Origin of the sequence: Methylobacterium sp. 391_Methyba4 (assembly GCF_029691625.1) — a bacterium.
Taxonomy (GTDB): Bacteria; Pseudomonadota; Alphaproteobacteria; order Rhizobiales; family Beijerinckiaceae; genus Methylobacterium; species Methylobacterium fujisawaense.
In genome coordinates this window covers 3,416,614-3,440,273 of record NZ_CP121475.1, presented here as the reverse complement: position 1 = coordinate 3,440,273, position 23,660 = coordinate 3,416,614, and the positions used below count along the sequence as shown (strand labels likewise).

The window sequence follows — 23,660 nt, the reverse complement described above, 5'->3', positions numbered from 1 at the left end:
TGCGTTCTGCCGCGCGACGCGTTTGAATAATGCATTATGAAAGAGCGTCCGGTCCATCAGCCGAGGCGCCCGGCGACCGCCAGCGGCGGCGCCCCGATGGGAGGAACGGTCGATGTCGAAGCGCATCAGCGCCACGAACGGCGTGCTCGGCCTGCTCTGCGTGATGTATTTCATCACCTATCTGGACCGGGTGAACATCGCGACCGCCGGCGCAGAGATCATGCGCGATTTCGGGATGTCGAAGACCGATTTCGGTCTGATCCTGTCGGCCTTCGCGTATCCCTACGCGATCTTCCAAGTGATCGGCGGGTCGGTCGGCGACAAGTTCGGCGCCCGACGCACGCTGCTCGCCTGCGGCGTGATCTGGGCCGCCGCGACGATCCTGACCGGAATGGTCGGTGGCTTGGTGAGCCTGTTCCTGGCCCGGGTCCTGCTCGGCTTCGGCGAAGGCGCGACCTTCCCCACCGCCACCCGCGCGATGCAGAACTGGACCGCGCCCGGCCGCCGCGGCTTCGCCCAGGGCATCACCCACGCCTTCGCGCGCCTCGGCAACGCGGTGGCGCCGCCGATCGTCGCCTTCCTGATCTTCCATTTCGGGTGGCGGACCAGCTTCGTGATCCTCGGCGCCGTGAGCTTTATCTGGGTGGCGATCTGGTGGCTGTATTTCCGCGACGATCCCTCCGACCATCCGGCGATCACCCGGGCCGAACTCGACACGCTGCCGCCGCCCCGCAAGGTCGGCGCGAAGCAGAGCGTCCCGTGGGGCGCTCTGACCCGCCGCATGCTGCCGGTCACCATCACGTATTTCTGCTACGGCTGGACCCTGTGGCTGTTCCTCGGCTGGCTGCCGAGCTTTTTCAAGGAGAACTACAGCCTCGACCTGAAGAACTCGGCGCTGTTCGCTTCGGGCGTGTTCTTCGCCGGCGTGGTGGGCGACACGGTTGGCGGCATGATGAGCGACGCCATCCTGCACCGGACCGGCAAGGTGAAGCTCGCCCGCCTGTCGGTGATCGTCGTCGGGTTCCTCGGCGCCGCTGCGAGCCTCGCCGGCGTTTTCATGACGCGGGATCTGACCCTGGTGGCGCTGCTCCTGTCCTCGGGTTTCTTCTTCGCCGAGCTGGTCATCGGGCCGATCTGGTCCGTGCCGATGGATATCGCGCCGAAATATGCCGGCACCGCCAGCGGGTTGATGAATACCGGCTCGGCCGTAGCCGCGATCGTCTCGCCGATCGTCTTCGGCGTGATCGTCGACATGACGGGGAGCTGGACGCTGCCCTTCGTCGGTTCGATCGGCCTGTGCCTGCTCGGTGCGGCGCTGGCCTTCACGATGCACCCCGAGCGGGAATTCGTGGATCCCGCCCCGCCACTCGATGGTCGCGTGGGCTCCGTGGCGGCCGGGGAGTAGCGCGCGATGGCGGAAGCGATGAAACGGTCCGGTCCGCTCGCCGGAATGCGGGTGATCGAACTCGCCCACATCATGGCCGGTCCGGTCTGCGGGCTGATGCTCGCCGACATGGGCGCGGAGGTGATCAAGGTCGAGAAGATGGACGGCGACGACACGCGTCGCACCGTTCCGCCGGCCCTGGAAGGCGAGAGCGCCGCCTACATGATGATGAACCGCGGCAAGCGCGGCATCAGTCTCGACCTGAAGGACCCGGACGGTGTCGCGGTCCTGCGCCGCCTGCTCAAGGGGGCCGACGCGCTGATCGAGAACTACCGCGGCGGCACGATGGAGCGCCTCGGGATCGGCTACGACACGTTGCGGGAGGAGTTTCCCGAACTCGTCTACTGCTCCCTGTCCGGCTTCGGCCGCACCGGGCCCTATGCCGACCGGGCCGGATTCGACCTCGTGGCGCAGGGCATGAGCGGGCTCATGTCGGTCACCGGCGAAGGTCCGGGGCGGCCGCCGATGAAGTGCGGGCCTCCGGTCACCGACATCACCGCCGGCATCCTGGCCGCCATGGGCGTTCTGGCGGCCTATTCGAACCGGCTCCGGACGGGGCGGGGCCAGGCCGTCGACACGTCGCTGTTCGAGGCGGGCATTACCCACACCTACTGGCAATCGGCCATCGCCATGGCGACCGGGATCGCGCCGGGGCCGATGGGCTCGGCCCATCCGCTGAACGCACCCTACGAGGCGTTCGAGACCGCCGACGGCTGGATCACCATCGGCGCGGCCAACCAGACCAACTGGCTGCGCCTGCTGAAGGCGATCGGAGCCGACAGTCTCGCCGATGACCCGCGCTTCGCCATGAATCGCGACCGGATGGCCAACCGGCACGAACTCGCCGCGACCCTCGCACCGGTCTTCCGGGCCCACAGCTCGGCCGAATGGCTCGCCCGGCTCGAAGCCGGCGGCGTCCCGGCCGGGCCGGTGCTCGACGTCAACGCCATGCACCGGGATCCGCAGGCCCTCGCCCGCGAGATGGTGGTGGAGGTCGAACACCCGCGGGTCGGCCGCATGAAGACCCTCGGCCTGCCGGTGAAGTTCTCGGAGACCCCGGGGCGCGTGCATGGGCCGGCCCCGTTGCTTGGCGAGCATTCCCGGGCGATCCTGGCGGAGGCCGGATACGCCTCGGCCGAGATCGACGCGCTGATCGCGCGCGGCGTGGTCCGCGAGACCGCGGCCTGACCCCGCCACCCGGAGACCCCGCGCATGAGTGCCACGCCCGCCACCGACGAACTGCTGTTCACGACCGATGAGGCCGGCATCGCCCGCATCGTCCTGAATCGGCCGCAGGCCCGCAACGCGCTCACCTTCGCGATGTATCAGGGCCTGATCACCTGCTGCGAGGCGATCGCCGGCGATCCGGCCATCAAGGCGCTGATCATCACCGGTGCCGGCGAGAAGGCTTTTGCGGCCGGCACCGACATCGCCCAGTTCCGCAGCTTCAGCACGGCGGAGGATGCGCTGGGCTACGAGCGGTTCATGGACAAGGTGCTGGGCTCCCTGGAGCGGCTGCGGGTTCCGACCATCGCGGCCATCGCGGGTGCGTGCACGGGCGGCGGCGCGGCCATCGCGGCGGCCTGCGACCTCCGCATCGCCACCCGCGATGCCCGCTTCGGCTTCCCCATCGCCCGGACGCTGGGCAATTGCCTGAGCCAGGGCAATCTGAAGCGGCTTTCCGGTCTGATCGGGCCGGCGCGGGTGAAGGACATCATCTTCACCGCCCGCCTGGTCGGGGCCGAGGAGGCGCTGGCCATCGGCCTCGTCGGCGAAGTGGTCGCCGATTGCGCCGCGCTCACCGAGCGGGTTGATACCCTGGCGCAGGTCCTCGCCAACCACGCGCCGCTGACCATGCAGGCGACCAAGGAAGGGCTCCGGCGGCTGGCGGAGGAGGAGGCTGTCGCCGAGGGCGCGCCACATCCCGGCGATGACCTGATCCTCATGTGCTACATGAGCCAGGATTTCCGCGAAGGCATGGAGGCCTTCCTGGGCAAGCGCCCGCCCAACTGGACCGGGCGCTGAGGGCAGCCCTCAGGTCGGCAGCGCGCAGACATCGACCCACGCGGCATCCGTCAACGCGGCCATCCGCGTCGGCGCGATCCGCACGGAGCTGTGGGTGCCGCCGGCGGCCGGCACCACCTCGTCGAACGCTTGGAGCGAGACGTCGCAGTAGACGGGCAGGGGCGTGGCCAGGCCGAACGGGCAGACGCCGCCCACCGGGTGGCCGGTGACCGCTTCGACCTCGCCGAGATCGAGCATCCTCACCTTGCCGCCGAAGACGGCCTTGGCCTTCCTGTTGTCGAGACGCGCGTCGCCACGGGTGACGACGAGAGCGACATGATCGCCCACGCGGATCGACAGGGTTTTGGCGATCTGCGCCGGGACGACGCCATGGCCCTCGGCCGCCTCGGCGACGGTCGCGGTGCTGGCCTCGAGCTCGATGACCGCGATGTCGGGCGCCTTCTCGGCGAAGAAGGCGCGCACGGATGCGAGACTCATGATTCGTTCCGAAGCTTCGATCAGGGCAGTGCGGGAAGCCCGCTGCCATAGGCGCTCCGGCACGCTTCAGCCATCGCCTGGACGCGACCCGCCGGTGCGTGGGAGGCGGCGCTCGCGCGGCTGCACCCCGGCATGCGGCAGGCCCTTCCCCGGACGGAGAAGGGCCTGCCTGAGGAATCGATGCTTCGGTCCGCCTACCGTGTGGTCGCCAGCAGCAAGTCCGGGAGCCACAGGGCGATGCCCGGGACGAGGCACAGGATCAGGATCGCCACCGCCATCAGGATCACGAAGGGCAACGTCCCCCAGATGATGTCCGACAGCGGGATGTCGGGGGCGATGTTCTTGATGACGAAGATGTTCAGGCCCACCGGCGGGTGGATCAGGCCCATCTCCATGGTGATGGTCATCACCACGCCGAACCACACGAGGTCGAAGCCGGCGGCCTTGAGCGGCGGCAGGATGATCGGCGCCGTCATCAGGATGATCGAGACCGGCGGCAGGAAGAAGCCCAGCGCGATCACCAACGCCAGGATGGTCAGCAGCAGCAGCCAGGGCGAGAGCTGCATCGCGACGATCGCAGCGGCGGCCGATTGCGAGATGTGCAGGTAGCTCATCACGTAGGCGTAGAGCAGCGACATGCCGATGATCAGCATCAGCATGGTCGATTCCCGCAGGGTCGCGGTCAGGATCGGCGTGACGTCGCGGAACCGCCAGACGCCGTAGATCGCGGCGATGAGCGCCAGCGCCATCAGGCCGCCGAGACCCGCGGTTTCCGAGGGCGTGGCGTAGCCGCCGTAGAGCGCCACCATCACGCCGGTGAGCAGGACCACGAAGGGCAGGACCCGCGGCAGCGTCGAGAAGCGCTGCGCCATGCTGTACTGATCGTCGGCCAGGATCGGCGAGGCCGGTCCGCCACGCTCCATCACGGCCTTGGCCGCGGCGTATTCCGAGCGGAAGCGCACGATCGACCACGCCGCGAACAGGGCCACGAGCAGCAGCCCGGGTCCGATGCCGGCGAGGAACAGGCGTCCGAGCGACTGCTCGGCCGCCACCGCGTACAGGATCATGGTGATCGAGGGCGGCAGCAGGATTCCGAGCGTGCCGCCCGCCGCGATGATCCCGGCGGCGAAGCCCGGCGAGTAGCCGCGCTTGCGCATCTCCGGGATGCCGGCCGAGCCGATCGCCGAGCAGGTTGCCGGGCTCGAGCCCGCCATGGCGGCGAACAGCGCACAGGCGAACACGTTGGCGATGCCGAGACCGCCCGGGATGCGGTGCATCCAGGCGTGCATGGCCGAGTAGAGGTCCTGCCCGGCCTTGGACCGGCCGATGGCCGCACCCTTCAGGATGAAGAGCGGGATCGACAGCAGGGTGATGGAGGCCATCTCCTCGTAGACGTTCTGCGCCACCGTATCGAGGGAGGCGCCGGGCATGAACGCCACCATGAAGGCGAGCGCCACGAAGCCGAGGGCGAAGGCGATGGGGATGCCCGAGAGCATCGCACCCAGGGTCGCGCCCGCGTACAGGAAGCCGATCGCGGCCGTGCTCATCGTTCAACCTTCGCGGAAACGGTCTGACCCATCGGATCCGGTCCTCGAGGCGCAACCTCGGGCGCCCCGTGCATGTCGCGGTTGACGTCGGCCCCGAGCCCGATCTTGGGCTGTGCCCAGCCGGCGGCCCGCGGCCCGTAGGCCAGGCCCTCGGCGATCTGGAGGACGAACTGGATGCACAGCAGGCTCATCCCGACGGACATCAGCGTATAGGGGATCCAGAGGGGCGGCCCCCAGGTCGATTGCGAGACCTGCCCGTCGACCCAGGCCTCGTGATCCAGCGACCAGCTCTTCCAGGCGAAGAACAGGCAGAAGGCGAGGCTGACGATGTCGGCCAGCAGAAGGCGCACGCGGTTGGCGGCCGGCGGCAGGAGACCGGTCAGGGCCTCGATCGCGACGTGGCCGCGCTTGGCCTGGACGCCGGCGGCCGACAGGAAGGTGGCCCCGATGATCAGGAACACCGCCATCTCGTCCTGCCACTCCGTCGGTTCCTTCAGGAGATAGCGGACGACCACGCTGTGGGTCAGGACGAGGCAGGCCGCCACCAGGCAGAGGCCGCCGACCGCCAGGATCACTTGATTCAGCAGGCGCATCGTCCGGTCGAAGGCGCCGAGCAGGCCGGGCAAACGCGGCTCGGCCGCGCCCCGCGCCTCCGGAGCGGCCGTAGCCGCGTCGAAGCCGTGGCTCACGCGACCTGCTCCGCGAGCTTCAGCAGTTCCGCGCAGTTCGCGTTCTTGGCGGCGTAATCTTTCCAGGCCGTGTTGCGGGCGAGGTCCCGCCACTGACCCAGCGACTTCTCGTCAACCTGGACGACCTTGGCCCCGGCCTTGGAGAAAATCTCCTCGACCCGGGTGTCATCCTCTTTGGCGCCGGCTTGGCCGAAGGCCTCCAGCTCGGTGCCCACCGCCATGATCAGGTCCTGCTGCTCCTTCGGCAGGCCCGAGAACACGATCTTCGACATCATGATCGGCTCGAGCATGAACCAGTAGGAGCGCTCGCGGCCCGAGGTGAGGGCCTTGGACAGCTCTTCCAGGCGGAAGGAAATCAGGCTGGTGGACGATGTGATCACCGCATCGCAGGCGCCGGTCTGCATCGCCGCGTAGGATTCGTTCGACGGGATGGAGAGGGTGGCTGCGCCGGCCTCTTTCATCATCATGTCCATCTCGCGCGAACCGCCCCGGACCTTCATGCCCTTGGCGTCGGCCGGCGAAACGAGAGCGCGCTCGCGGCTCGCGACGCCGCCGGCCTGCCAGACCCACGAGACCAGGACGATCCCCTTGGCGTCGAGGATTTCCGAGAGCTTGCGCCCGACCGGCGCCGCCTTCCAGGCCACCGCCTGGGCATAGGACGTCACCAGCGCCGGCATCAGGCCGATATTCAGCTCCGGCACCTCGCCGCCGGCATAGGGGCTCGGATAGAGCGACATGTCGAGGGCGCCCTTGCGCATCGCGCCGAACTGGGCGTTCGTCTTCATCAGCGAGGAGCCGGGATAGACTTGGACGTCCAGGGCGCCCTTCGAGCGCTCGCCGACCATCTTGGCGAACTTCCGGCACATGCGGTCGCGGAAATCGCCCTCGTCGATGGTGCCGCCCGGGAACTGGTGGGACAGCTTCAGCGTGGTGGCGGCCTGGGCAGAGCCCAGCCCGAACCGCAGGACCGCCGGAGCCGCGAGCGTGGCCGCGATCAGCGAGCGACGAGTTGGCGTCATGGATTTCTCCCGCACCGCAAACAACGCGGCAAAGTTTTGTGCGCCGCAATAGTGGGGCGCTTCGTTGTATGCATGGAAAACCGCCTTGTATATTTTGTCAATGCTCCAGCATAATGTTCGCGTGCGTTGGACATCCGCCGGCCTCAACGGGCGGGACGACGCGCGGCCCGACGATCGGGGGAGGAACCAGGCGCATGAGCCACGCGCAACGGCTACGGCAGCGAATCGAGGACGAGATCGTGGCGGGCGAACTCGCGCTGGGATCGCGGCTCGATGAGAATCAGCTCGCGGCCCGTTTCGGGGTCTCGCGCACTCCGATCCGCGAGGCGCTGCTGCAGCTCGCCGTGACCGGACTCGTCCAGACGAAGCCCCGGCGCGGCGCCATCGTCAGTGCGCCCGAGCCACACCTGCTGCTGGCCATGTTCGAGACGATGGCGGAAATCGAGGCGGCGTGCGGTCGCCTCGCCGCACGCCGCCTCGTGGCCGAGGATGCCGCCGCGCTGCGCGCCGCCCTCGAAGGCTGCCGCGGGGCCCTGTCGACGGAGGATACCGAGGCCTATTACGCCGAGAATTACGTGTTCCATACGGTGGTGTATCGGGCCAGCCGCAACGCCTTCCTGGCGGAGCAGGCGCTGTCCCTGCACCGCCGTCTCGCGCCGTATCGGCGTCTGCAGCTGCGCGTGCGCCAGCGCCTGCCGCAATCGCTTGCCGAACACGAAGCGATCGTCGCTGCCATCATCGCCGGAGACGAAGTCGGGGCGGCCGAGGCGCTCCGGAGCCACGTCATCGTCCAGGGTGACCGGTTCACCGATCTGGTCGCGGGGTTGCGGTCGCAGAGCGCGGCCTGAAAGCTTCGACCTGTCCGGGTGCCTGACAATCATCCCGCGGCGCAGACCGTCCGCAGCGGGCCGCGAAGCCGGTGCGTCTTCATCGCCTCCTAACCGTGAAATCAGGTCGGACTGCGTAGGTGGTCCACCGGACTCGACCAGAAGTTGCAATCCCGGCATCCTTCACCCGGAACCCGGGAGGCACCATGCTGAAGGACGTTGTCAGGACTGCCGGCCGACGCGCGGGGGTGGATATCTTCCGGGCGAGCGGCGAAGCCTTCCGCTGGAGTCATACGGTCCACGATTACTATCCGGTCGTGCCGTCCGCGCGATGGAAGCCGGGCCAGGCGCCGCACGGCCGGCTCAAAGCCGTCCTCGGCCAGAACCATGCGGCCTACGAGGCATTCCTCACCGCCCTGGAAGCGCAGGCCGACCTGCTCCACAGCGTCCCGCACGACGCCCACGCTGCGGGTTCGGCTGCACCGCACTGGAACAACACGTGGTTCACCGCCCTCGACGGCGCCGCCCTGCTGACGATGCTGGCCTGGAAGCGCCCTGAACGATACTTCGAGATCGGCTCCGGGTGCTCGACCTGCTTCGCGCGCCACGCGATCGACACGCTGAAGCTGCCGACGCGGATCACCTCCATCGATCCGATGCCACGCCGCGAGATCGACGCCCTGTGCGACTGGACCGTCCGCAGCCCGCTGGAATCCTGCGACCTGAAGATCTTCGAGGAACTGAAGGCCGGCGACATCCTGTTCTTCGATGGATCGCATCGGTCCTTCGCGAATTCCGACGTCACGGTGTTCTTTTTCGAGGTGATGCCGCGCCTCGCGCCGGGCGTGATCGTACAGATCCACGACATCTTCATTCCGGACGATTATCCGTCAGCCTGGAATTGCCGCCTGTACAACGAGCAGTATCTTCTGGCCGCGATGCTGCTGTGCGGCGCTCCGCCGTTCCGCGTGACCGTGCCGGTGATGTATATCTGTCAGGACCCGGCGATGAGCGCCCGGGTGAAGACGGTCTTTGCCGCCCGCGCGACCGGACCGGACATTCCGTTCCTCTACGCGAACGATTCCCGCACCCCGGGCGCGTCGTTCTGGTTCGAGATGACGGGGATGCCGGGCTGAGCCTTCAGGCAACCTCCGCCGCGCCGTAATTGGCGGCGATGACGGACTTCTTCCCGCGGATATGCTCGCGCATCAGGACGGCCAGGGCAGCGCCGTCCCGAGCACGGAGGAGTTCGATCATCCGTTCGTGCTCGGAGACCGCGCGGGCCCACTGATCCGGGGTCTGGTGCGCGGAATACCGCGACCTTTGGATCCGGCCGGACAGGCTCTCGTAGATATTCGCCAGAATGACGTTGCGACTGGCCGCCATGATGCCTTCGTGGATCCGGCGATTGTGGCTGAAGTAGCCCGCCTCGTCGCCCGACTGCCAGGCCGCCACCATCGCGTCGTGGTCGACCGCGAGGGCGTCGATCTCGGCGTCGGTGATGGTGCGGCAGGCCAGGTCCCCGGCGGTCGCCTCGAGCCCGGCGATCACCTCCATCATTTCCTCGAGCTCGGTCTCCGAGATGCTGGCGACCCGCGCCCCGCGGTTCGGAAGCAGTTCGAGCAGCCCTTCCGTCGCCAGGATCTTGATCGCCTCGCGGAGCGGGGTCCGCGAGATCCCGAAGCGCTCCGTCAGCTCGCTCTCGTTGATCCGGGCCTTCGGCTCCATCTCCCCGGACCGGATCAGCTCCCGCATCCGGTCCGCGACCTCGTCGTGGAGGTAGCGGCGGCTGATGCCGATCCCGGGCTCGATCTTGTTCATGGTCCCCCGACACAAACCAGATCAGTGCGACCTGTTGTGTATGTGTAAGTCTCCGGCAATGGAGTGTCGAGGCACGAGGGCTCGATCGAGAACGCGAGCCACATGTTCCGCCTCGAGACCGAGGCCATCGTGAATCTGATGTCGGCAGCTCGTCCCGTCGGCGATCACGAGATCGTCCGGCCCGGCGGCGCGCAGGGTCGGGAACAGCGACAGCTCTGCCATGGCGAAGGATGTCTCGATGGATTCCGGCCGATAGCCGAAGGCGCCGGCCATGCCGCAGCAGCTCGATTCGACGACCCGTAGGTCGAGCCCCGGCACGGCCCGGAGCACCGTCTCCACCGAGCCCATCACGCCGAACGACTTCTGGTGGCAATGGCCGTGCAGGTGCGCGACGCGCCCGCCCTGGTCCGCGAACGGTAGCGCGATCCGGCCCGCCGTCAGGTCTGCGGCCAGCAGCTCCTCGAACAGGACGGACTGCCGCGCCAGAAGCGCCGAATCTGCACCGGGGAGGAGCGCTGTGAACTCGTCCCGGAACGTGAGCAGGCAGGATGGTTCCAGGCCGACGACCCGCGCGCCCGCGCGGACGAAGGGCAGAAGCGCGTCGAGGGTTCGGCGCGCCTCCAGCCGGGCCCGGTCCGTCTGGCCGGCGGAGAGCCACGTCCGGCCGCAGCAGAGCGGGCGCCGGCCGCGGGCCGGATAGACCCGATGCAGCCGATAGCCCGCGGCCAGCAGCACGCGCTCGGCCGCCTCGAGATTCTCCCGCTCGAAGGCGCGGTTGAAGGTGTCGCCGAAGAGGATCACGTCGCGGAAATCCCCCGCGACGTCGTGGGTATGCGCGGGTTCGCCCTGCTCGCTCCAGGGCCGACGCCAGCGCGGCAACGAGCGCCTGGCCGACAGGCCGGCGACGCGCTCCGACAGGGCCGCGAGGGCCGGGTACCGGTCGCGCAGGTTGAGGATCGGCGCGAGCTTCGCGGCCGCTCCGGCATAGAGCGGCATCATGGCGATGAGCCGCTCGCGGAGCGGCAGCCCGTGGCGGGCGTGGTAATGGTGCAGAAACTCGATCTTCATCTTGGCCATGTCCACGCCGGTCGGGCATTCCCGGCGGCAGGCCTTGCAGGAGACGCAGAGATCGAGAGTCCGCTTCATCTCCGGGCTGGTGAAGGCCTCCTTGCCGAGCTGGCCCGAGATGGCGAGCCGCAGGGAATTGGCGCGGCCGCGCGTGAGGTGCTGTTCCTCCCCCGTCACCCGGTAGGACGGGCACATGGCGCCGCCGGCGAGCTTCCGGCAGGTGCCGTTGTTGTTGCACATCTCGACGGCGGAGCCGAAGCCGCCCCAATCCGACCAGTCGAGCGCCGGCTTCATCGGCTCCGTCACCGTGTAGTCGGGCTTGAAGCGGAACAGAAACCGGTCATCCATCGCGAGCGGGCGCACGATCTTGCCGGGGTTCAGGCGGTTCTCGGGATCGAACGCGTCCTTCACGTCCTCGAAGGCGCGCGTCAGGACCGAGCCGAACAGCGGCTCGATGTATTCCGAGCGTGAGATGCCGTCGCCGTGCTCGCCGGAATACGACCCCTTGTAGCGGCGCACCAGCTCGGAGGTCTCTTCCGCGATCGCGCGCATCCGGCGGACGTCGCCAGCCTCCTTCATGTCGAGGATCGGGCGAACGTGCAGGCAGCCCACCGAGGCGTGGGCGTACCACGTGCCGCGGGTGCCGTGCTTGGCAAAGACCGCCGTGACCGCGTCTGTGTAATCGGCGAGGTGCTCCAGCGGGACGGCGCAATCCTCGATGAAGGAGACCGGCTTGGCGTCGCCCTTCATGGACATCATGATGTTGAGGCAGGCCTCGCGAACCTCCCACACCGATTTCTGGCGGGCGGGCTCGATCACCTCCACGACGGCGTCCGGGAAGCCGTGATCGGCCATGCAGGCGTCGAGGCGCTTCAGGTCGCGCGTCACGGCGGCGAGGTCGTCGCCGGCGAATTCGGTGAGCAGCAGGCAGTTCGGCTGTCCGCGGGTGATGTCGGCCAGCGTCGTGCGGAACAGCGGGATATCGGCGCCGAGCACGAGGACGTTGTTGTCGACGAGCTCGACCGCCACCGGGTCCAGGCCGACGATGTGCCGGGTCGTCTCCATGGCGGCCCGGAAGGATGGGAAGTGGCACACGCCCATCACCCGGTGCGTCGGCAGGCGCGAGAGCTTCAGCGTCACCGCCGTGGTCGCGGCCAGCGTGCCCTCGGATCCGACGAGCAGGTGCGCGAGGTTCGGCTGCGCTTCGATCAGCGCGTCGAGGTTGTAGCCGCCGACGCGGCGCTGGACCTTCGGGAAGCGCGCCTCGATCTCGGCGCGGTGATCCTCGGCGAGGCCGCGCATCCTCGCGGCCAGCGCCGCCGCCCGATCCGAGCCGTTCACGCCCGACCGGACGTCACCGGTCAGTCCGAAGCCGAAGGCCTCGCCGTCGTGGAACAGCGCCTCCATCGCCAGGACGTTGTCGCTCATCTTGCCGTAGCGCAGGGAGCGGGCGCCGCAGGAATTGTTGCCCGCCATGCCGCCGATGGTGCAGCGGGTCGCCGTCGAGGGCTCGACGGGGAAGAACCATCCGTCGGCCTTCACCCGGGCGTTCAGCCGCTCCAGCACCATGCCGGGCTCGACCGTGATCGTGCCCGCCTCCGGATCGTAGGCCCGGACGCCGTTGAAGTACCGCGAGCAGTCGACCACCAGGCCCGACCCGATCGGCTGGCCGTTCTGCGACGTGCCGCCGCCGCGCAGGATCACCGGCGCGCCGTGTTCGGCGGCGATGCGCAGGGTTGCGGCGATGTCGGCCGCGGAGCGCGGCAGCACCACGCCGGCCGGCATGATCTGGTAGATCGACGCGTCCGTGCTGTAGCGTCCGCGCGTGAACGCGTCGAACCGCGCCTCGCCCTGGAGCTGCTCCGCCAGCCTGCGCGGCAATCCGGCTTCCAGGCGCGCCGCGGCCCGCGGCGCCGGCGCATGCGCCCTCGCTTCCGTCACGATCGATCCCTCCCGTGATGGGACATGCCCACCTGACGGGAAATGTATTCAAAATTCAGTGCGGAGCAAATTGGCCGCGCTGTCGCGCTGGAGAGCGGGCTCGCGATGCCCTGTGCAGCCGTAGGCCCGAAGGGCCGTCGCAAGGGTTGCTCAGGACACCGCATGTTTCAACCCCGCGGCCGACCCGGGGAACAGGCCTCAGTGGTTGTCCCGCGGCACTCCGGAGACCTGCGCGACCTTCTGGAACTTCACCGCGCCCTTGAGCACCATGCCCTGATCGAGCTGATCGACCTGATCGCGATAGATCTCCTGCCACGGAGTCTGGGTCGCCGGGTAGGGATAGCCGCCGCGCGACTCCAGATCCGCGCGCCGGCGGGCGAGGTCCTCGGCCGGGAGCAGGATGTCGGCGCTCCGGCGATTGAGATCGATGCGGATACGGTCGCCGGTCTGCAACAGGGCCAACCCGCCCCCGGCGGCCGCCTCGGGCGAGGCGTTCAGGATGGCGGGCGTCCCGGAGGTGCCGGATTGCCGGCCGTCGCCGATGCAGGGCAGTGCGGTGACACCGCGCCGGATCAGCGATCCCGGCGGCTGCATGTTCACCACCTCGGCGGCGCCGGGATAGCCGATCGGTCCGGCTCCGCGCATGATCAGGATCGTGTTCTCGTCGATGTCGAGCGCCGGGTCGTCGATCCGTGTGTGGTAGTCCTCCGGTCCGTCGAACACGATGACGCGCCCCTCGAAGGCCATCGGGTCGTTCGGATTGCGCAGGTAGCGGGCCGCGAACTCCTCGGAGATCACGCAGGTCTTCATGATCGCCGAATCGAACAGGCTACCCTTGAGGTTCAGGAAGCCCGCGCGCTCCATCAGCGGCGCGCCATAGGCGCGGATCACGTCGCGGTTCCAGCTGTGCCGGCCGCGGTAGTTCTCGCCCACGGTTCGGCCGTTGCAGGTCAGGGCGCCCTCGTGGACCTTCCCGGCGTCGATCAGCTCCGCGAAGACCGCCGGAAGGCCGCCGGCGCGAAAGTACTCCTCGCCGAGCCAGCGTCCGGCGGGCTGCATGTCCACCAGGAGAGGGATCTCGAATCCGACCCGCTCCCAGTCGTCGCAGGTCAGCGGAACGCCGATATGCTTCGCGATGGCGTTGATGTGGATCGGCGCGTTGGTCGAGCCGCCGATCGCCGCGTTGGCCACGATGGCGTTCTCGAAGGCTTCGCGGGTGAGGATGTCGGAGGGCTTGAGGTCCTCCCAGACCATCTCGACGATGCGTTGGCCGGTGGCGTAGGCGGCTTGCCCGCGCTCGCGGTAGGGGGCCGGGATCGCCGCCGAGCCGGGCAGGGCGAGACCGAGCGCCTCGGCGAGCGCGTTCATCGTGGAGGCCGTGCCCATCGTGTTGCAGTGGCCCGTGGACGGCGCCGAGGATCCGACGATGTCCATGAACTGCTGGAAGTCGATGTCTCCCGCCGCGTGCCGCTCCCGGGCCTTCCAGACGATCGTGCCCGAGCCGGTCAGCTCCTTGTGGAAGTAGCCGTTGAGCATCGGCCCGACATTCAGCGAGATCGCCGGGATGTTGACCGTGGCCGCCGCCATCAGACAGGCCGGCATGGTCTTGTCGCAGCCGGTGAGCAGGACGACGCCGTCGAGGGGATAGCCGTACAGCACCTCCACCAGGGACAGGTAGGCGAGGTTTCGGTCGAGGGACGCGGTCGGACGCTTGCCGGTTTCCTGAATCGGATGGCAGGGGAATTCGAAGGCAACGCCGCCGGCCGCCGTGATGCCTTCCCGGACCCGCTTGGCGAGTTCGAGATGGTGGCGGTTGCAGGGAGACAGGTCGGACCCCGTCTGGGCGATGCCGATCAGAGGTTTGCCCGAACGCAACTCCTCCGGCGTCAGTCCATAGTTGAGGTATCGCTCCAGATAGAGCGCGGTCATGCCGGGATTGTGCGGGTTGTCGAACCACGCCTTGGAGCGCAGGTCAGATGGCGTGATCCGGCGTTTGTCGCTCATGGTCGCTTCCTCGCATCCTGTGGCCGGCGCGGACGGTCCGGCTCCTGTCTTCGGCAGCGGCCGCAGGACGCGCGACCGCGGTCGCGGCGCCCCGGACTCGGTCTTGGGATACTCCGGCGCATCAGGCAGGGCAGCCTCATCGGCGCTGGATTGATTTCAGGACAGCATCCGCGTGTCACCGTCGATGGAAATGGCCTGACCCGAGATGGTCCGGCCGCGGGGCGAGCAAAGCAGCAGGATCTGGTCGGCGAGCTGCCGGGCGGTGACGTAGTCCTTGACCGAAACGAACGAGAAGGCGCGGGCTTCCATCTCGGCGAAGCTCGTGCCCTGCTGCTGGGCCTTCGATTCGAGCACCCGGCGCTGCCGGTCGCCGGCCACCAAGCCCGGCAGGATCGCATTCACCCGGATGCCGGACCCGCCGAGTTCGATCGCCAAAGACTTGGTGAAGCCGATGACCCCCCATTTGGCCGCCGCGTAGGGGCTGCGCAGGGCGAAGCCGAACTTGCCGGCCGCCGAGGACAGATTGACGATCGAGGCATTCGGGCTTTGGCGCAGATGGGGCACCGCGAGGCGCGCGCAGTTGAACTGGCTGGTCAGGCACACGGTGAGACATCGGTCCCACTCTTCGGGGGCAATCTCCTCGACCCGGCCGGTCGGGCCGGCGATGCCGGCATTGTTGATCAGCACGTCGAGGCCACCGAGGAACTCGACCGCGCGGTCCATCATCGTGGCGACGCCATCGCGGTCGGCGACATCGGTCCGGATACGGCCGACCGCGTCCGGCAGACCGGCCAGGGCCTCGCTGTCTACGTCGCAGGCGAAGACACGCGCCCCTTCCTCCAGGAAGGCCTCGACGATCCCGCGGCCGATTCCGGCAGCACCCGCCGTCACCAGGACACGCAGGCCGGCAATCCCCAGATCCATAATCAGTCCTCTCCCTGAACGTCCCGCAATCCGCCGCGGGTCAAGATGAACTCCGCGGCTTCCCGGATGTCGGCCGCGATCGCGGCGGCGGCGGCCGCGCCGTCCCGGTTCTCGATCGCCACCACGGCCTCGGCGTGCCGCCGAAGCGCGAAACCCTGGCGCAGCCGCTCCGGATGGGCGCGCAGATCCAGATTGATCACCGGGCCCGCCTTCAGCCAGAGCCGGGCGATGATCTCCTGCAGGGGACCGAGTCCGCAGGCACCGTAGATCGCGAAATGCAGATCGCGGTTGAGTTGCACCGCGCGCGCCCTGTCGGGCTCTGCCGCCTCCGCTTCCGCCCGGAACGCGGCCTCGGTCCGCCGGATCGCTGCGAGTTCCGTGGCGGTCCTTAGCTCGGCCGCACGGGCCACGGCGATGCCCTCCACGGCGATGCGGGTCTCGACCAGGGCCCGGAAGGCGTCCGCGCTCATGACCGGCACCCGGATCACTCGGTTCGGAGCCACTTCCAGCACGCCGTCCGCCGCCAGACGGCTCACCGCCTCGCGGACCGGCATGACCGAGACGCCGAGCGCCGCCGCGCTCTGGCGCAGGGACAGCCGGTCGCCCGGCGCCAGCCGTCCCGAGGCCAGGAGGTCCGACAGCGCTTCGTAGACGGTGTCGGACAGGGTCCGCCGTTCGAGCAGAGGCAGTTCGGCAAGGACCGATGTGGAATTCATATGCCGACCCTAGACGGATCCGGCACTATCGCGCTAGTGATCTGTGATCACAGTTTGGGTGAGGGCCGCCAGAGCCCACAACAACAACCCGGCTGGAGGAAACGCACGGGAGCGGAACGATGACGGACCGGTTCGGGGATTCCCTTTCTCGCCGCAGCCTTCTGAAAGCCGGCGGCGCGGCGCTTCTCGCGCCGGCTCTTGCGAGCCCGGCCCTGTCGCAGGGTCAGTCGGACGTGATCCGGATCGGGCACCTGACGCCGCGGACCGGCTTCCTCGGACCGCTCGGCGAGTTCGCCGTGCAGGCGGCGCAGCTCGCGGTCGAGGAGATCAATGCCGCGGGTGGCATCGCGGGTCGGAAGGTCGAGCTTCTCTCCGAGGACAGCGTCAACCCGCAGACCGCCTCGGCCAAGGCCGAGCGCATGGTCCAGCGGGACCGCGTGGCGTGCCTCGTCGGCGAGATCAACTCGGCTTCGGCGCTGGCGATCAGCCAGGTGGCTCAGCGGGAGAAGATCCTGTTCATCAACACCGGCGCCAATTCGGACGCGCTGCGCGGCTCCGACTGCAAGCGCTTCATGTTCCACGTCGAATCGCAGAACACCATGATGGTGCGCGCCTGCGGGCGGGCGCTGCTCGACCGAGGCCTGATCAAGGGTCGCAAGGTCTACGCGCTCACGGCCGACTACGCCTTCGGCCACGACCTGTTGAAGCAGGCCAAGAAATACTTCGCGGCCAACGACGCGACGCTCGTCGGCGAGGATCTGATCCCCACCGAGCTCACGGACTTCTCGCCCTTCCTGCTCAAGCTCCGTCAGGCCAAGCCGGACCTCGTGATCTGCAACCTCGCGGGCGCGCAGATCACCAATTTCCTCAAGCAATACAGCGAGTTCGGCCTGCCGTTCCCGGTCGCCGGCTTCGGCTTCGACACGGCGCTCGCCTGGGGTGCCGGGCCCGGCAACTTCCTCGGAACCTGGCCGGTGATCTGGCATCACCAGATCGACTCGCCCTCGGCGAAGACGTTCGTCGCCGCCTTCAAGGCCAAGTACAAGAAGCCGCCGGAGAACCAGGGCTGGGGTGACTACACCGCGCTCAAGATCGTTGCGCAGTCGATGAACGAGCTGAAGGCGACCGAGTCGATCAAGGTCGTCGAGCACCTGGAATCGGGCGCGAAGTTCGACATCGCCAAGGTCCGCGAGGGCTATTTCCGCCCCTGGGACCACGAATTGATGCAGGAGATGTTCGCGATCACCGCCCTGCCGGCGGATCAGGTCAAGAACCCCTACGACATCTTCACCTCGACCGGGCCGCTCCCCGGTCCCGGCGAGAGCCTGGAGGTTCTCGCCACCACCCGTGACGAGAACGCCTGCACCTTCCCGGCGTGAGGCCGTCATGCAGCTCGTCTTCATCCTGGAGCAGGTGCTCAACGGCCTGCTGATCGGCGTGCAGTATCTGCTGATCGCGCTCGGCCTGTCGCTGATCTTCAGCCTCGGCGGCATCGTGAACCTCGCCCACGGTGCCTTCTACGCCATCGGCGCCTACCTGACCGTGCTGCTGACGCCCTCGATCGGTTTCGGCGGCGCCCTCATCGCATCTCCCCTGGCGGTGGGGGTGCTCGGGCTCGTGATCGAGCGCTTCCTGTTGCGGCGCTTCTATCGCGGCGATCCGACCCTCGGTCTGCTCCTCACATTCGGACTCGCCATGGTGGCCGAGCAGGCCCTGCGCATGGCCTTCGGGGCGGCGCCGGTGCCGTTCGGGATCCCGACATGGCTGCGCGGTCAGGTCTTCATCGGCGACCTGATCTACTCGCGCTACCGGCTCTCGATTCTCGTGGTGGCTGTGGCCTGCGTGGCCGGCCTTTGGCTGCTCCTGACCCGCACCAGCTTCGGGCGCGTGGTCCGGGCCGGCGTGCAGAACCCCGACATGGTCGCGGCCCTCGGCATCTCGCTCCGGCCCTACATGACCGCCGTTGTCACCATCGCGGTGGGGCTCGCGGCGCTGGCCGGGACCATGATGGCCCCGGTCACAGGGGTCCAGCCCGCCATGGGCGCCGAGATCCTCACCTTCGCCTTCGTGGTGGTGGTGATCGGCGGCCTCGGCTCTTTCTGGGGGGTGGTGCTCGCCGCGCTGATCGTCGGCGTGGTCCGGGGCCTCACCGCCTACGCCTATCCGCCGGCCACCGAGGCCGCCGTCTACGCCCTCATGGTGCTCGTCCTGCTGCTGCGCCCGCGCGGCCTGTTCGGCGAGCACATCGCCCGGTTCGAGTGAGCGGAGAGCGTCCCATGTCCGGAGCCGCCGAGCCGCTGCCGCTCGCCCTGCCGCAGCGCGGCCTGATCCTGCGCGAGAGCCGCCAGCTCTGGGCGGCGGTCGCCGCCCTCATCGTCCTGCCCTTCGCCCTCGACGCCATCGGCCTGACGCTGATCACCGCCACCGACGTGGTGATCTTCGCCCTGGCCGTGCTCGGCCTGAACATCCTGGTCGGCTGGACCGGGCTCACCTCCTTCGGCCATGGGGCTTGGTTCGGGATCGGCGCCTACGCGGTGGCGATCCTGCAGACGCGGCTTGTCCCCGGCGACATGGCGCTGCCGCTCCTCGGCGCCCTGGCGATCACCGGAGTCGCGGCTCTGGCGGCCGGAGCCCTGATCCTGCGACGGCGGGGTGTCTACTTCTCGCTGCTGACGCTCGCCTTCACGGCGATGCTCTACGCCATCGCGTTCCGCTGGACCGACCTGACCGGCGGCGAGAACGGCATCGGCAACCTGCACCGCTGGGCGGTGCTGCAGGAGCCCGGCGCCTACTACGCGGCGGTGTCGGGTATCGCCTTCGCGGTGCTGATCGCGCTCTGGCGGTTCCGGCGCTCGCCGATGGGCACGGTACTCGTGGCGATCCGCGAGAACGAGCAGCGTGCCGGCTTCCTCGGCTACGCCACCAACCGCTACAAGCTCGCGGCCTTCGTGATCTCGGCGACGATCACCGGGCTGGCCGGGGCGCTCTCGGCCTACAGTCATCGCTTCACCTCGGCCGACCCGATCTCCATCGCGTTCTCGGGCGAACTGCTCGCCATGGTGGTGATCGGCGGGATGCGCTCGTTCCTCGGGCCGGCCCTCGGCGCGCTGTTCTACATCCTGTTCCGCGAGTTCCTGTCGATCTACACCGCCGACTGGCTGCTGTATTTCGGGCTGCTGTTCGTCGCCTTCATCGTGTTCTCGCCGGACGGGCTGGTCGGCATCGCGGCGCGGCTGCTCAAGCCGTTCCGGCGCGTCCCGACCGAGGGCGCGGCCATGGCGGCCCGCCGCGCCGGCGCCTCGGGCCGCGTCCCGGCGCGCTTCATCGCCGAGGGACGCGGCACGGGACCGGTTCTCGTCGCCGATGCCATCAGGAAGAACTTCGGCCCCGTGGACGCGGTGCGGGGCGTCTCCTTCGCGGTGGCGGACAAGACGCTTCACGCCCTGATCGGCCCCAACGGTGCCGGCAAGACCACGGCCTTCAATCTGCTCTCCGGCATGTTCCGGCCGAGCGGCGGCAGCATCCGCCTCGACGGCCAAGAGATCGCCGGCCTGGAACCGCACGCGATCACCCGGGCCGGACTCGGGCGCTCGTTCCAGATCACCAACCTGTTCCCAGGCCTCTCGGTGGAGGAAAACGTCCGCCTGGCGGTGCAGGCGCGCCACGCGGCGCATTTCAGCCCCTGGCGGGACGCCCTTTCGATCCGCGCGATCGCCGACGATACCGCCGAGCTGCTGCGCTGGACGGGCCTCGCCGGGATCGAGCGGGCCGAGGCCGGCAGCCTGTCGTACGGCGGCCAGCGGCTCCTCGACATGGGGCTGGCGCTGGCCACGCAACCCCGCGTGCTGCTTCTCGACGAGCCGCTCGCCGGCTTGGCCGCCGCCGAGCGCGAGCGCGTCGGCGAGCTGATCAAGGCGCTCTCGGCCGACATCCCGGTCCTGCTCGTGGAGCACGACATCGACCGCGTGTTCCGTCTGGCCGACCGCGTCACCGTGATGGCCGACGGCGCCGTGCTGGTCGACGGCTCCGTCGCGGATGCCCGGGACGATGCCCGGGTCCAGGCGGTTTATCTCGGATCGGGCACGGCGGCGATCGCCGCGAAGCCGCGCGCCAGCGCCGCCGAGGGCGAGACGCTGCTCGCCATGGAGGGCGTCGATACCTTCTATGGCAAGTCGCACATCCTCAACGGGGTCAACCTCACGGTGAACCGGGGCGAGGTGGTGGCGCTCCTCGGCCGCAACGGCGCCGGCAAGTCGACCCTGCTCAAGACGTTGATCGGCACAGCATCGCCGGCCGCCGGCCGGATCGTGCTCGCTAACCGGGACATCGCGGGCCTCTCGCCCGACAAGATCGCCCGGCTCGGCATCGGCTACGTGCCGCAGGGGCGGGCGCTGTTCGCCGGGATGAGCGTCGCCGAGAATCTGGGCCTCGGTCGTCTGCGGCGGCTCACCGGTGCCGGCGTCCATTGGGATGAGGAGAAGGTTCTGGAGTTCTTCCCGCGGCTCAAGGAGCGCTGGACCGTCGATGCCGCCCGCCTGTCGGGCGGCGAGCAGCAGATGGTGGCGGTGGCGCGCGCGCTGTCGGGCGATACGCGGCTCCTGCTTCTCGACGAGCCGTTCGAAGGCCTGTCGCCGGCCGTGACCGAAGAGCTGTTCGAGGCCTTCGACCGGCTGCGCCGCGAGATCGCGATCATCCTGGTGGACCATCACCTCGATCTGGCGCTGGCCCTGTCCGACCGGACCGTGGCGCTGGAGCGGGGCAGCGTGCAGTGGGCGGGCGAGTCGCGCCTCTTGCGCGAAGATCAGGAGCTGAGACGGAAGGTGCTGTGGCTATGACCGAAAGCGTCGCGATCGTCGGCGCCGGCCTGATCGGCCGGGCCTGGGCGATGATCTTCGCCCGCGCCGGCTGGGACGTGCGGCTGTTCGATTCCGCCGAGGGCGTCGCCGAGGCTGCGCTCCCGCTCTGCGCCGAAGGACTCCGCACCCTGGCGGCCAACGGGCTCTGTACCGATCCGGAGGGAGCTGCCGGGCGCATCCGGAGCGCGGGGAGTCTCGCCGCCGCCCTTGACGGTGTGAACTTCGTCCAGGAGAACGGGCCCGAACGGCTCGACGTCAAGCGGACCCTCTTTGCCGAGCTCGATGCCCACGCGCCGCGGGACGCGGTGATCGCGTCGTCCTCATCGGCCATCCGCTGCTCGCTGTTCACCGAGGATCTGCCGGGCCGGGCGCGCTGCCTCATCGGCCATCCGGTGAATCCGCCGCACCTGATCCCGCTCGTGGAGATCTCCGGCGCGGCCTGGACCGATCCGGCGGCTCTGGCACGAGCGCGAGCGGTCTACGAGGCCATCGGGCAGGTCCCCATCACCGTGCTGAAGGAGATCGAGGGCTTCATCCTCAACCGGCTCCAGGGCGCCCTGCTGGCGGAGGCGTTCCGTCTCGCCTCGGAGGGCTATGTCACCCCGCAGGATCTCGACAAGACCGTCGCGGACGGGCTCGGCCTGCGCTGGAGCTTCATGGGACCGTTCGAGACGATCGAGCTGAACGCGCCGGGCGGCATCGCCGATTACTGCGCCCGCTATACCGGCTTCTACAAAAGCCTGGCCGCCGATCCGGCGCCGCCTTCGGTCTACGAGGCGCCGGCCACCGAGGCGATCCTGGCCAAGTGGCAGCCGCCGGACGATCTACCCGCACGCATGAACCGCCGCGACACGCGGCTGGCGGCGCTCCGGGCCCACAAGGCATCACAGAAGGACTGAGCATGGCCTCACAGCGGAAAGTCATCATCACCTGCGCGGTGACGGGCGCGATCCACACGCCCAGCATGTCGCCGCACCTGCCCGTGACGCCCGAGGAGATCGCCGACGCCGCCATCGGTGCCGCCGAGGCCGGCGCCGCCATCGTGCATCTGCATGCCCGCAATCCGGTGAACGGCCAGCCCGACCAGACACCCGAGGCCTTCGCCAAGTTCCTGCCGGTGATCAAGCAGCGCTCGAACTGCGTGGTGAACATCACCACCGGCGGCGCGCCGACCATGTCGATCGAGGAGCGGGTGCGCCCGGCCGCGACCTTTCAGCCGGAGGTCGCCTCCCTGAACCTCGGCTCGATGAATTTCGGCCTGTTCGGGATGCTCGACCGCTTCAAGGACCTGAAGCATCAGTGGGAGCGGGACTATCTCGGCAACAAGGACATCATCTTCCGCAACACCTTCGGCCAGATCGAGCACATCCTGACGACCTGTGGTCCGAACGGGACGAAATTCGAGTTCGAGTGCTACGACACCGCGCATCTCTACAATCTGAAATACTTTTTCGACCGCGGCCTCGTGCAGGCGCCGCTGTTCATCCAGACTGTGTTCGGACTGCAGGGCGGGATCGGCGCGCATCCCGACGACGTGATGCACATGAAGCGCACCGCCGATCGGCTGTTCGGCGATCAGTACCGCTGGTCGGTGCTCGGGGCGGGCCGCAACCAGATGAACATCGCCGCCATGGCGGCCGCGATGGGCGGCAACGTCCGCGTCGGCCTCGAGGACAGCCTGTGGGACGGGCCCGGCAAGCTCGCCGAGACCAACGCCGCGCAGGTGCGCCGCGTCCGGTCGATCATCGAGGGGCTCGGCCTCGCCGTCGCGTCGCCCGATGAGGCGCGCGAGATGCTGGCGCTGAAGGGCGGCGACAAGGTCGCGTTCTGACAGCGCGTCCTGCGAATCGGGACAGTGCGTCGCGATTGGCGAAGCGCACTGTCCCCCGCCGCGGGGTTTCGCGATCCCGGGCCCTCCTGGCGACCAGGGCAAAGCCGCTCAGCGGAGCGAGCCATCGGCGAGCGTGCCCGGCTGGATGTTCCCGCTCCGCGCAAAAGCCGGGTCGGCAGCCTCTCAAGGCTGACCGAATACCCGTTCGAGATCCGCCTCGATGACGCCGTCGATCTCCAGCATCTTCAACTGGCTCTGATCGCCGGCGACGATGCGGACCGAGCGGCGTCCGACCTTGAGCGCCTTGGCGATCATCGCCACGAGGGCCTCGTTGGCGGCACCCTCCACCGGTGGCGCCGCGACGCGCGCCTTCAGGTAGGGCTGGCCCTTCTCGTCCCGTGCCCAGCCCTCCGCCACGTCGCGGCCGCCACGCGGCGTAAGGCGGACAGCCAGCCGGGTCACCACGGGCGA

General features: G+C 68.8%; 20 protein-coding genes. 10 read left to right on the top strand and 10 right to left on the bottom strand.

The genetic code is table 11. The annotated features are described in order from the left end of the window. The first annotated feature begins 112 nt into the window (after positions 1 to 112). The 3 genes from P9K36_RS16125 to P9K36_RS16115 are packed head-to-tail and all read left to right on the top strand — an operon-like array spanning position 113 to position 3,469. Entirely contained in the window at positions 113 to 1,405 is a 1,293-nt protein-coding gene (locus P9K36_RS16125; protein ID WP_043380055.1) for an MFS transporter, read from the top strand. A 6-nt stretch (positions 1,406 to 1,411) separates the two neighbouring features. Beyond that, a complete protein-coding gene (locus P9K36_RS16120; RefSeq protein WP_278305499.1) occupies positions 1,412 to 2,632 on the top strand; it encodes a CoA transferase in 1,221 nt (406 codons plus the stop codon). Positions 2,633 to 2,656: 24 nt separating this feature from the next. Then, complete coding sequence (locus P9K36_RS16115) at positions 2,657 to 3,469, top strand: enoyl-CoA hydratase/isomerase family protein (RefSeq protein ID WP_278305498.1); 813 nt, start codon at positions 2,657 to 2,659, stop codon at positions 3,467 to 3,469. Between the two features lie 9 nt (positions 3,470 to 3,478). On the opposite strand, the gene P9K36_RS16110 is transcribed toward P9K36_RS16115, so the two are convergent. From P9K36_RS16110 to dctP, 4 genes are all read right to left on the bottom strand, one after another. Further along, entirely contained in the window at positions 3,479 to 3,946 is a 468-nt protein-coding gene (locus P9K36_RS16110; RefSeq protein ID WP_278305497.1) for a YbaK/EbsC family protein, read from the bottom strand. Between the two features lie 194 nt (positions 3,947 to 4,140). Beyond that, complete coding sequence (locus P9K36_RS16105) at positions 4,141 to 5,493, bottom strand: TRAP transporter large permease (RefSeq protein ID WP_043356157.1); 1,353 nt, start codon at positions 5,491 to 5,493, stop codon at positions 4,141 to 4,143. Next, positions 5,490 to 6,182 carry a TRAP transporter small permease gene (locus tag P9K36_RS16100; RefSeq protein WP_043380051.1) on the bottom strand — a complete coding sequence of 231 codons (693 nt, stop codon included), beginning with the start codon at positions 6,180 to 6,182 and terminating at the stop codon, positions 5,490 to 5,492. The genes P9K36_RS16105 and P9K36_RS16100 overlap by 4 nt, the downstream gene beginning before the upstream one ends. Further along, positions 6,179 to 7,201 carry a TRAP transporter substrate-binding protein DctP gene (gene dctP, locus P9K36_RS16095; protein WP_043353295.1) on the bottom strand — a complete coding sequence of 341 codons (1,023 nt, stop codon included), beginning with the start codon at positions 7,199 to 7,201 and terminating at the stop codon, positions 6,179 to 6,181. Before dctP ends, P9K36_RS16100 begins: the two co-directional genes overlap by 4 nt. 194 nt (positions 7,202 to 7,395) lie before the next feature. Between dctP and P9K36_RS16090 the strand changes: the two genes are divergently transcribed. Both P9K36_RS16090 and P9K36_RS16085 read left to right on the top strand, forming a co-directional pair. Then, entirely contained in the window at positions 7,396 to 8,049 is a 654-nt protein-coding gene (locus P9K36_RS16090; RefSeq protein WP_278305496.1) for a GntR family transcriptional regulator, read from the top strand. Between the two features lie 185 nt (positions 8,050 to 8,234). Beyond that, a complete protein-coding gene (locus P9K36_RS16085) occupies positions 8,235 to 9,164 on the top strand; it encodes a class I SAM-dependent methyltransferase (protein ID WP_043353290.1) in 930 nt (309 codons plus the stop codon). A 4-nt stretch (positions 9,165 to 9,168) separates the two neighbouring features. Here P9K36_RS16085 and P9K36_RS16080 read toward each other — a convergent pair whose 3' ends face one another. The 5 genes from P9K36_RS16080 to P9K36_RS16060 all read right to left on the bottom strand — a co-directional run bounded on the left by P9K36_RS16080 (position 9,169) and on the right by P9K36_RS16060 (position 16,502). After that, positions 9,169 to 9,849 carry a GntR family transcriptional regulator gene (locus P9K36_RS16080; RefSeq protein ID WP_043353288.1) on the bottom strand — a complete coding sequence of 227 codons (681 nt, stop codon included), beginning with the start codon at positions 9,847 to 9,849 and terminating at the stop codon, positions 9,169 to 9,171. Positions 9,850 to 9,870: 21 nt separating this feature from the next. Further along, positions 9,871 to 12,858 carry an FAD-binding and (Fe-S)-binding domain-containing protein gene (locus P9K36_RS16075; RefSeq protein ID WP_278305495.1) on the bottom strand — a complete coding sequence of 996 codons (2,988 nt, stop codon included), beginning with the start codon at positions 12,856 to 12,858 and terminating at the stop codon, positions 9,871 to 9,873. A 198-nt stretch (positions 12,859 to 13,056) separates the two neighbouring features. Continuing rightward, positions 13,057 to 14,862: an IlvD/Edd family dehydratase gene (locus tag P9K36_RS16070; protein ID WP_278305494.1), complete on the bottom strand. Its 1,806-nt coding sequence runs from the start codon at positions 14,860 to 14,862 to the stop codon at positions 13,057 to 13,059. A 156-nt stretch (positions 14,863 to 15,018) separates the two neighbouring features. Continuing rightward, positions 15,019 to 15,786: an SDR family oxidoreductase gene (locus P9K36_RS16065; RefSeq protein WP_043380039.1), complete on the bottom strand. Its 768-nt coding sequence runs from the start codon at positions 15,784 to 15,786 to the stop codon at positions 15,019 to 15,021. Positions 15,787 to 15,788: 2 nt separating this feature from the next. Then, positions 15,789 to 16,502, bottom strand: a complete 714-nt coding sequence (locus P9K36_RS16060) for a GntR family transcriptional regulator (protein ID WP_043353275.1) — start codon at positions 16,500 to 16,502, stop codon at positions 15,789 to 15,791. 119 nt (positions 16,503 to 16,621) lie between these two features. Between P9K36_RS16060 and P9K36_RS16055 the strand changes: the two genes are divergently transcribed. Genes P9K36_RS16055 through P9K36_RS16035 form a run of 5 tightly spaced genes read left to right on the top strand, consistent with a single transcriptional unit; the run spans position 16,622 to position 23,189 of the window. Then, a complete protein-coding gene (locus P9K36_RS16055) occupies positions 16,622 to 17,881 on the top strand; it encodes an ABC transporter substrate-binding protein (protein ID WP_043353273.1) in 1,260 nt (419 codons plus the stop codon). Between the two features lie 7 nt (positions 17,882 to 17,888). Next, a complete protein-coding gene (locus P9K36_RS16050) occupies positions 17,889 to 18,764 on the top strand; it encodes a branched-chain amino acid ABC transporter permease (RefSeq protein ID WP_043353271.1) in 876 nt (291 codons plus the stop codon). Positions 18,765 to 18,778: 14 nt separating this feature from the next. Next, on the top strand, positions 18,779 to 21,337 hold the full coding sequence (locus P9K36_RS16045) for a branched-chain amino acid ABC transporter ATP-binding protein/permease (RefSeq protein WP_278305493.1): 2,559 nt from the start codon (positions 18,779 to 18,781) through the stop codon (positions 21,335 to 21,337). Next, a complete protein-coding gene (locus P9K36_RS16040; RefSeq protein WP_278307289.1) occupies positions 21,334 to 22,257 on the top strand; it encodes a 3-hydroxyacyl-CoA dehydrogenase in 924 nt (307 codons plus the stop codon). Before P9K36_RS16045 ends, P9K36_RS16040 begins: the two co-directional genes overlap by 4 nt. A 2-nt stretch (positions 22,258 to 22,259) precedes the next feature. Then, positions 22,260 to 23,189 (top strand): 3-keto-5-aminohexanoate cleavage protein, encoded by a 930-nt coding sequence (locus P9K36_RS16035; RefSeq protein ID WP_043380028.1) that lies wholly within the window; start codon positions 22,260 to 22,262, stop codon positions 23,187 to 23,189. A gap of 183 nt (positions 23,190 to 23,372) precedes the next feature. On the opposite strand, the gene P9K36_RS16030 is transcribed toward P9K36_RS16035, so the two are convergent. Next, complete coding sequence (locus P9K36_RS16030) at positions 23,373 to 23,654, bottom strand: DUF167 family protein (protein ID WP_278305492.1); 282 nt, start codon at positions 23,652 to 23,654, stop codon at positions 23,373 to 23,375. Positions 23,655 to 23,660: the final 6 nt, after the last annotated feature.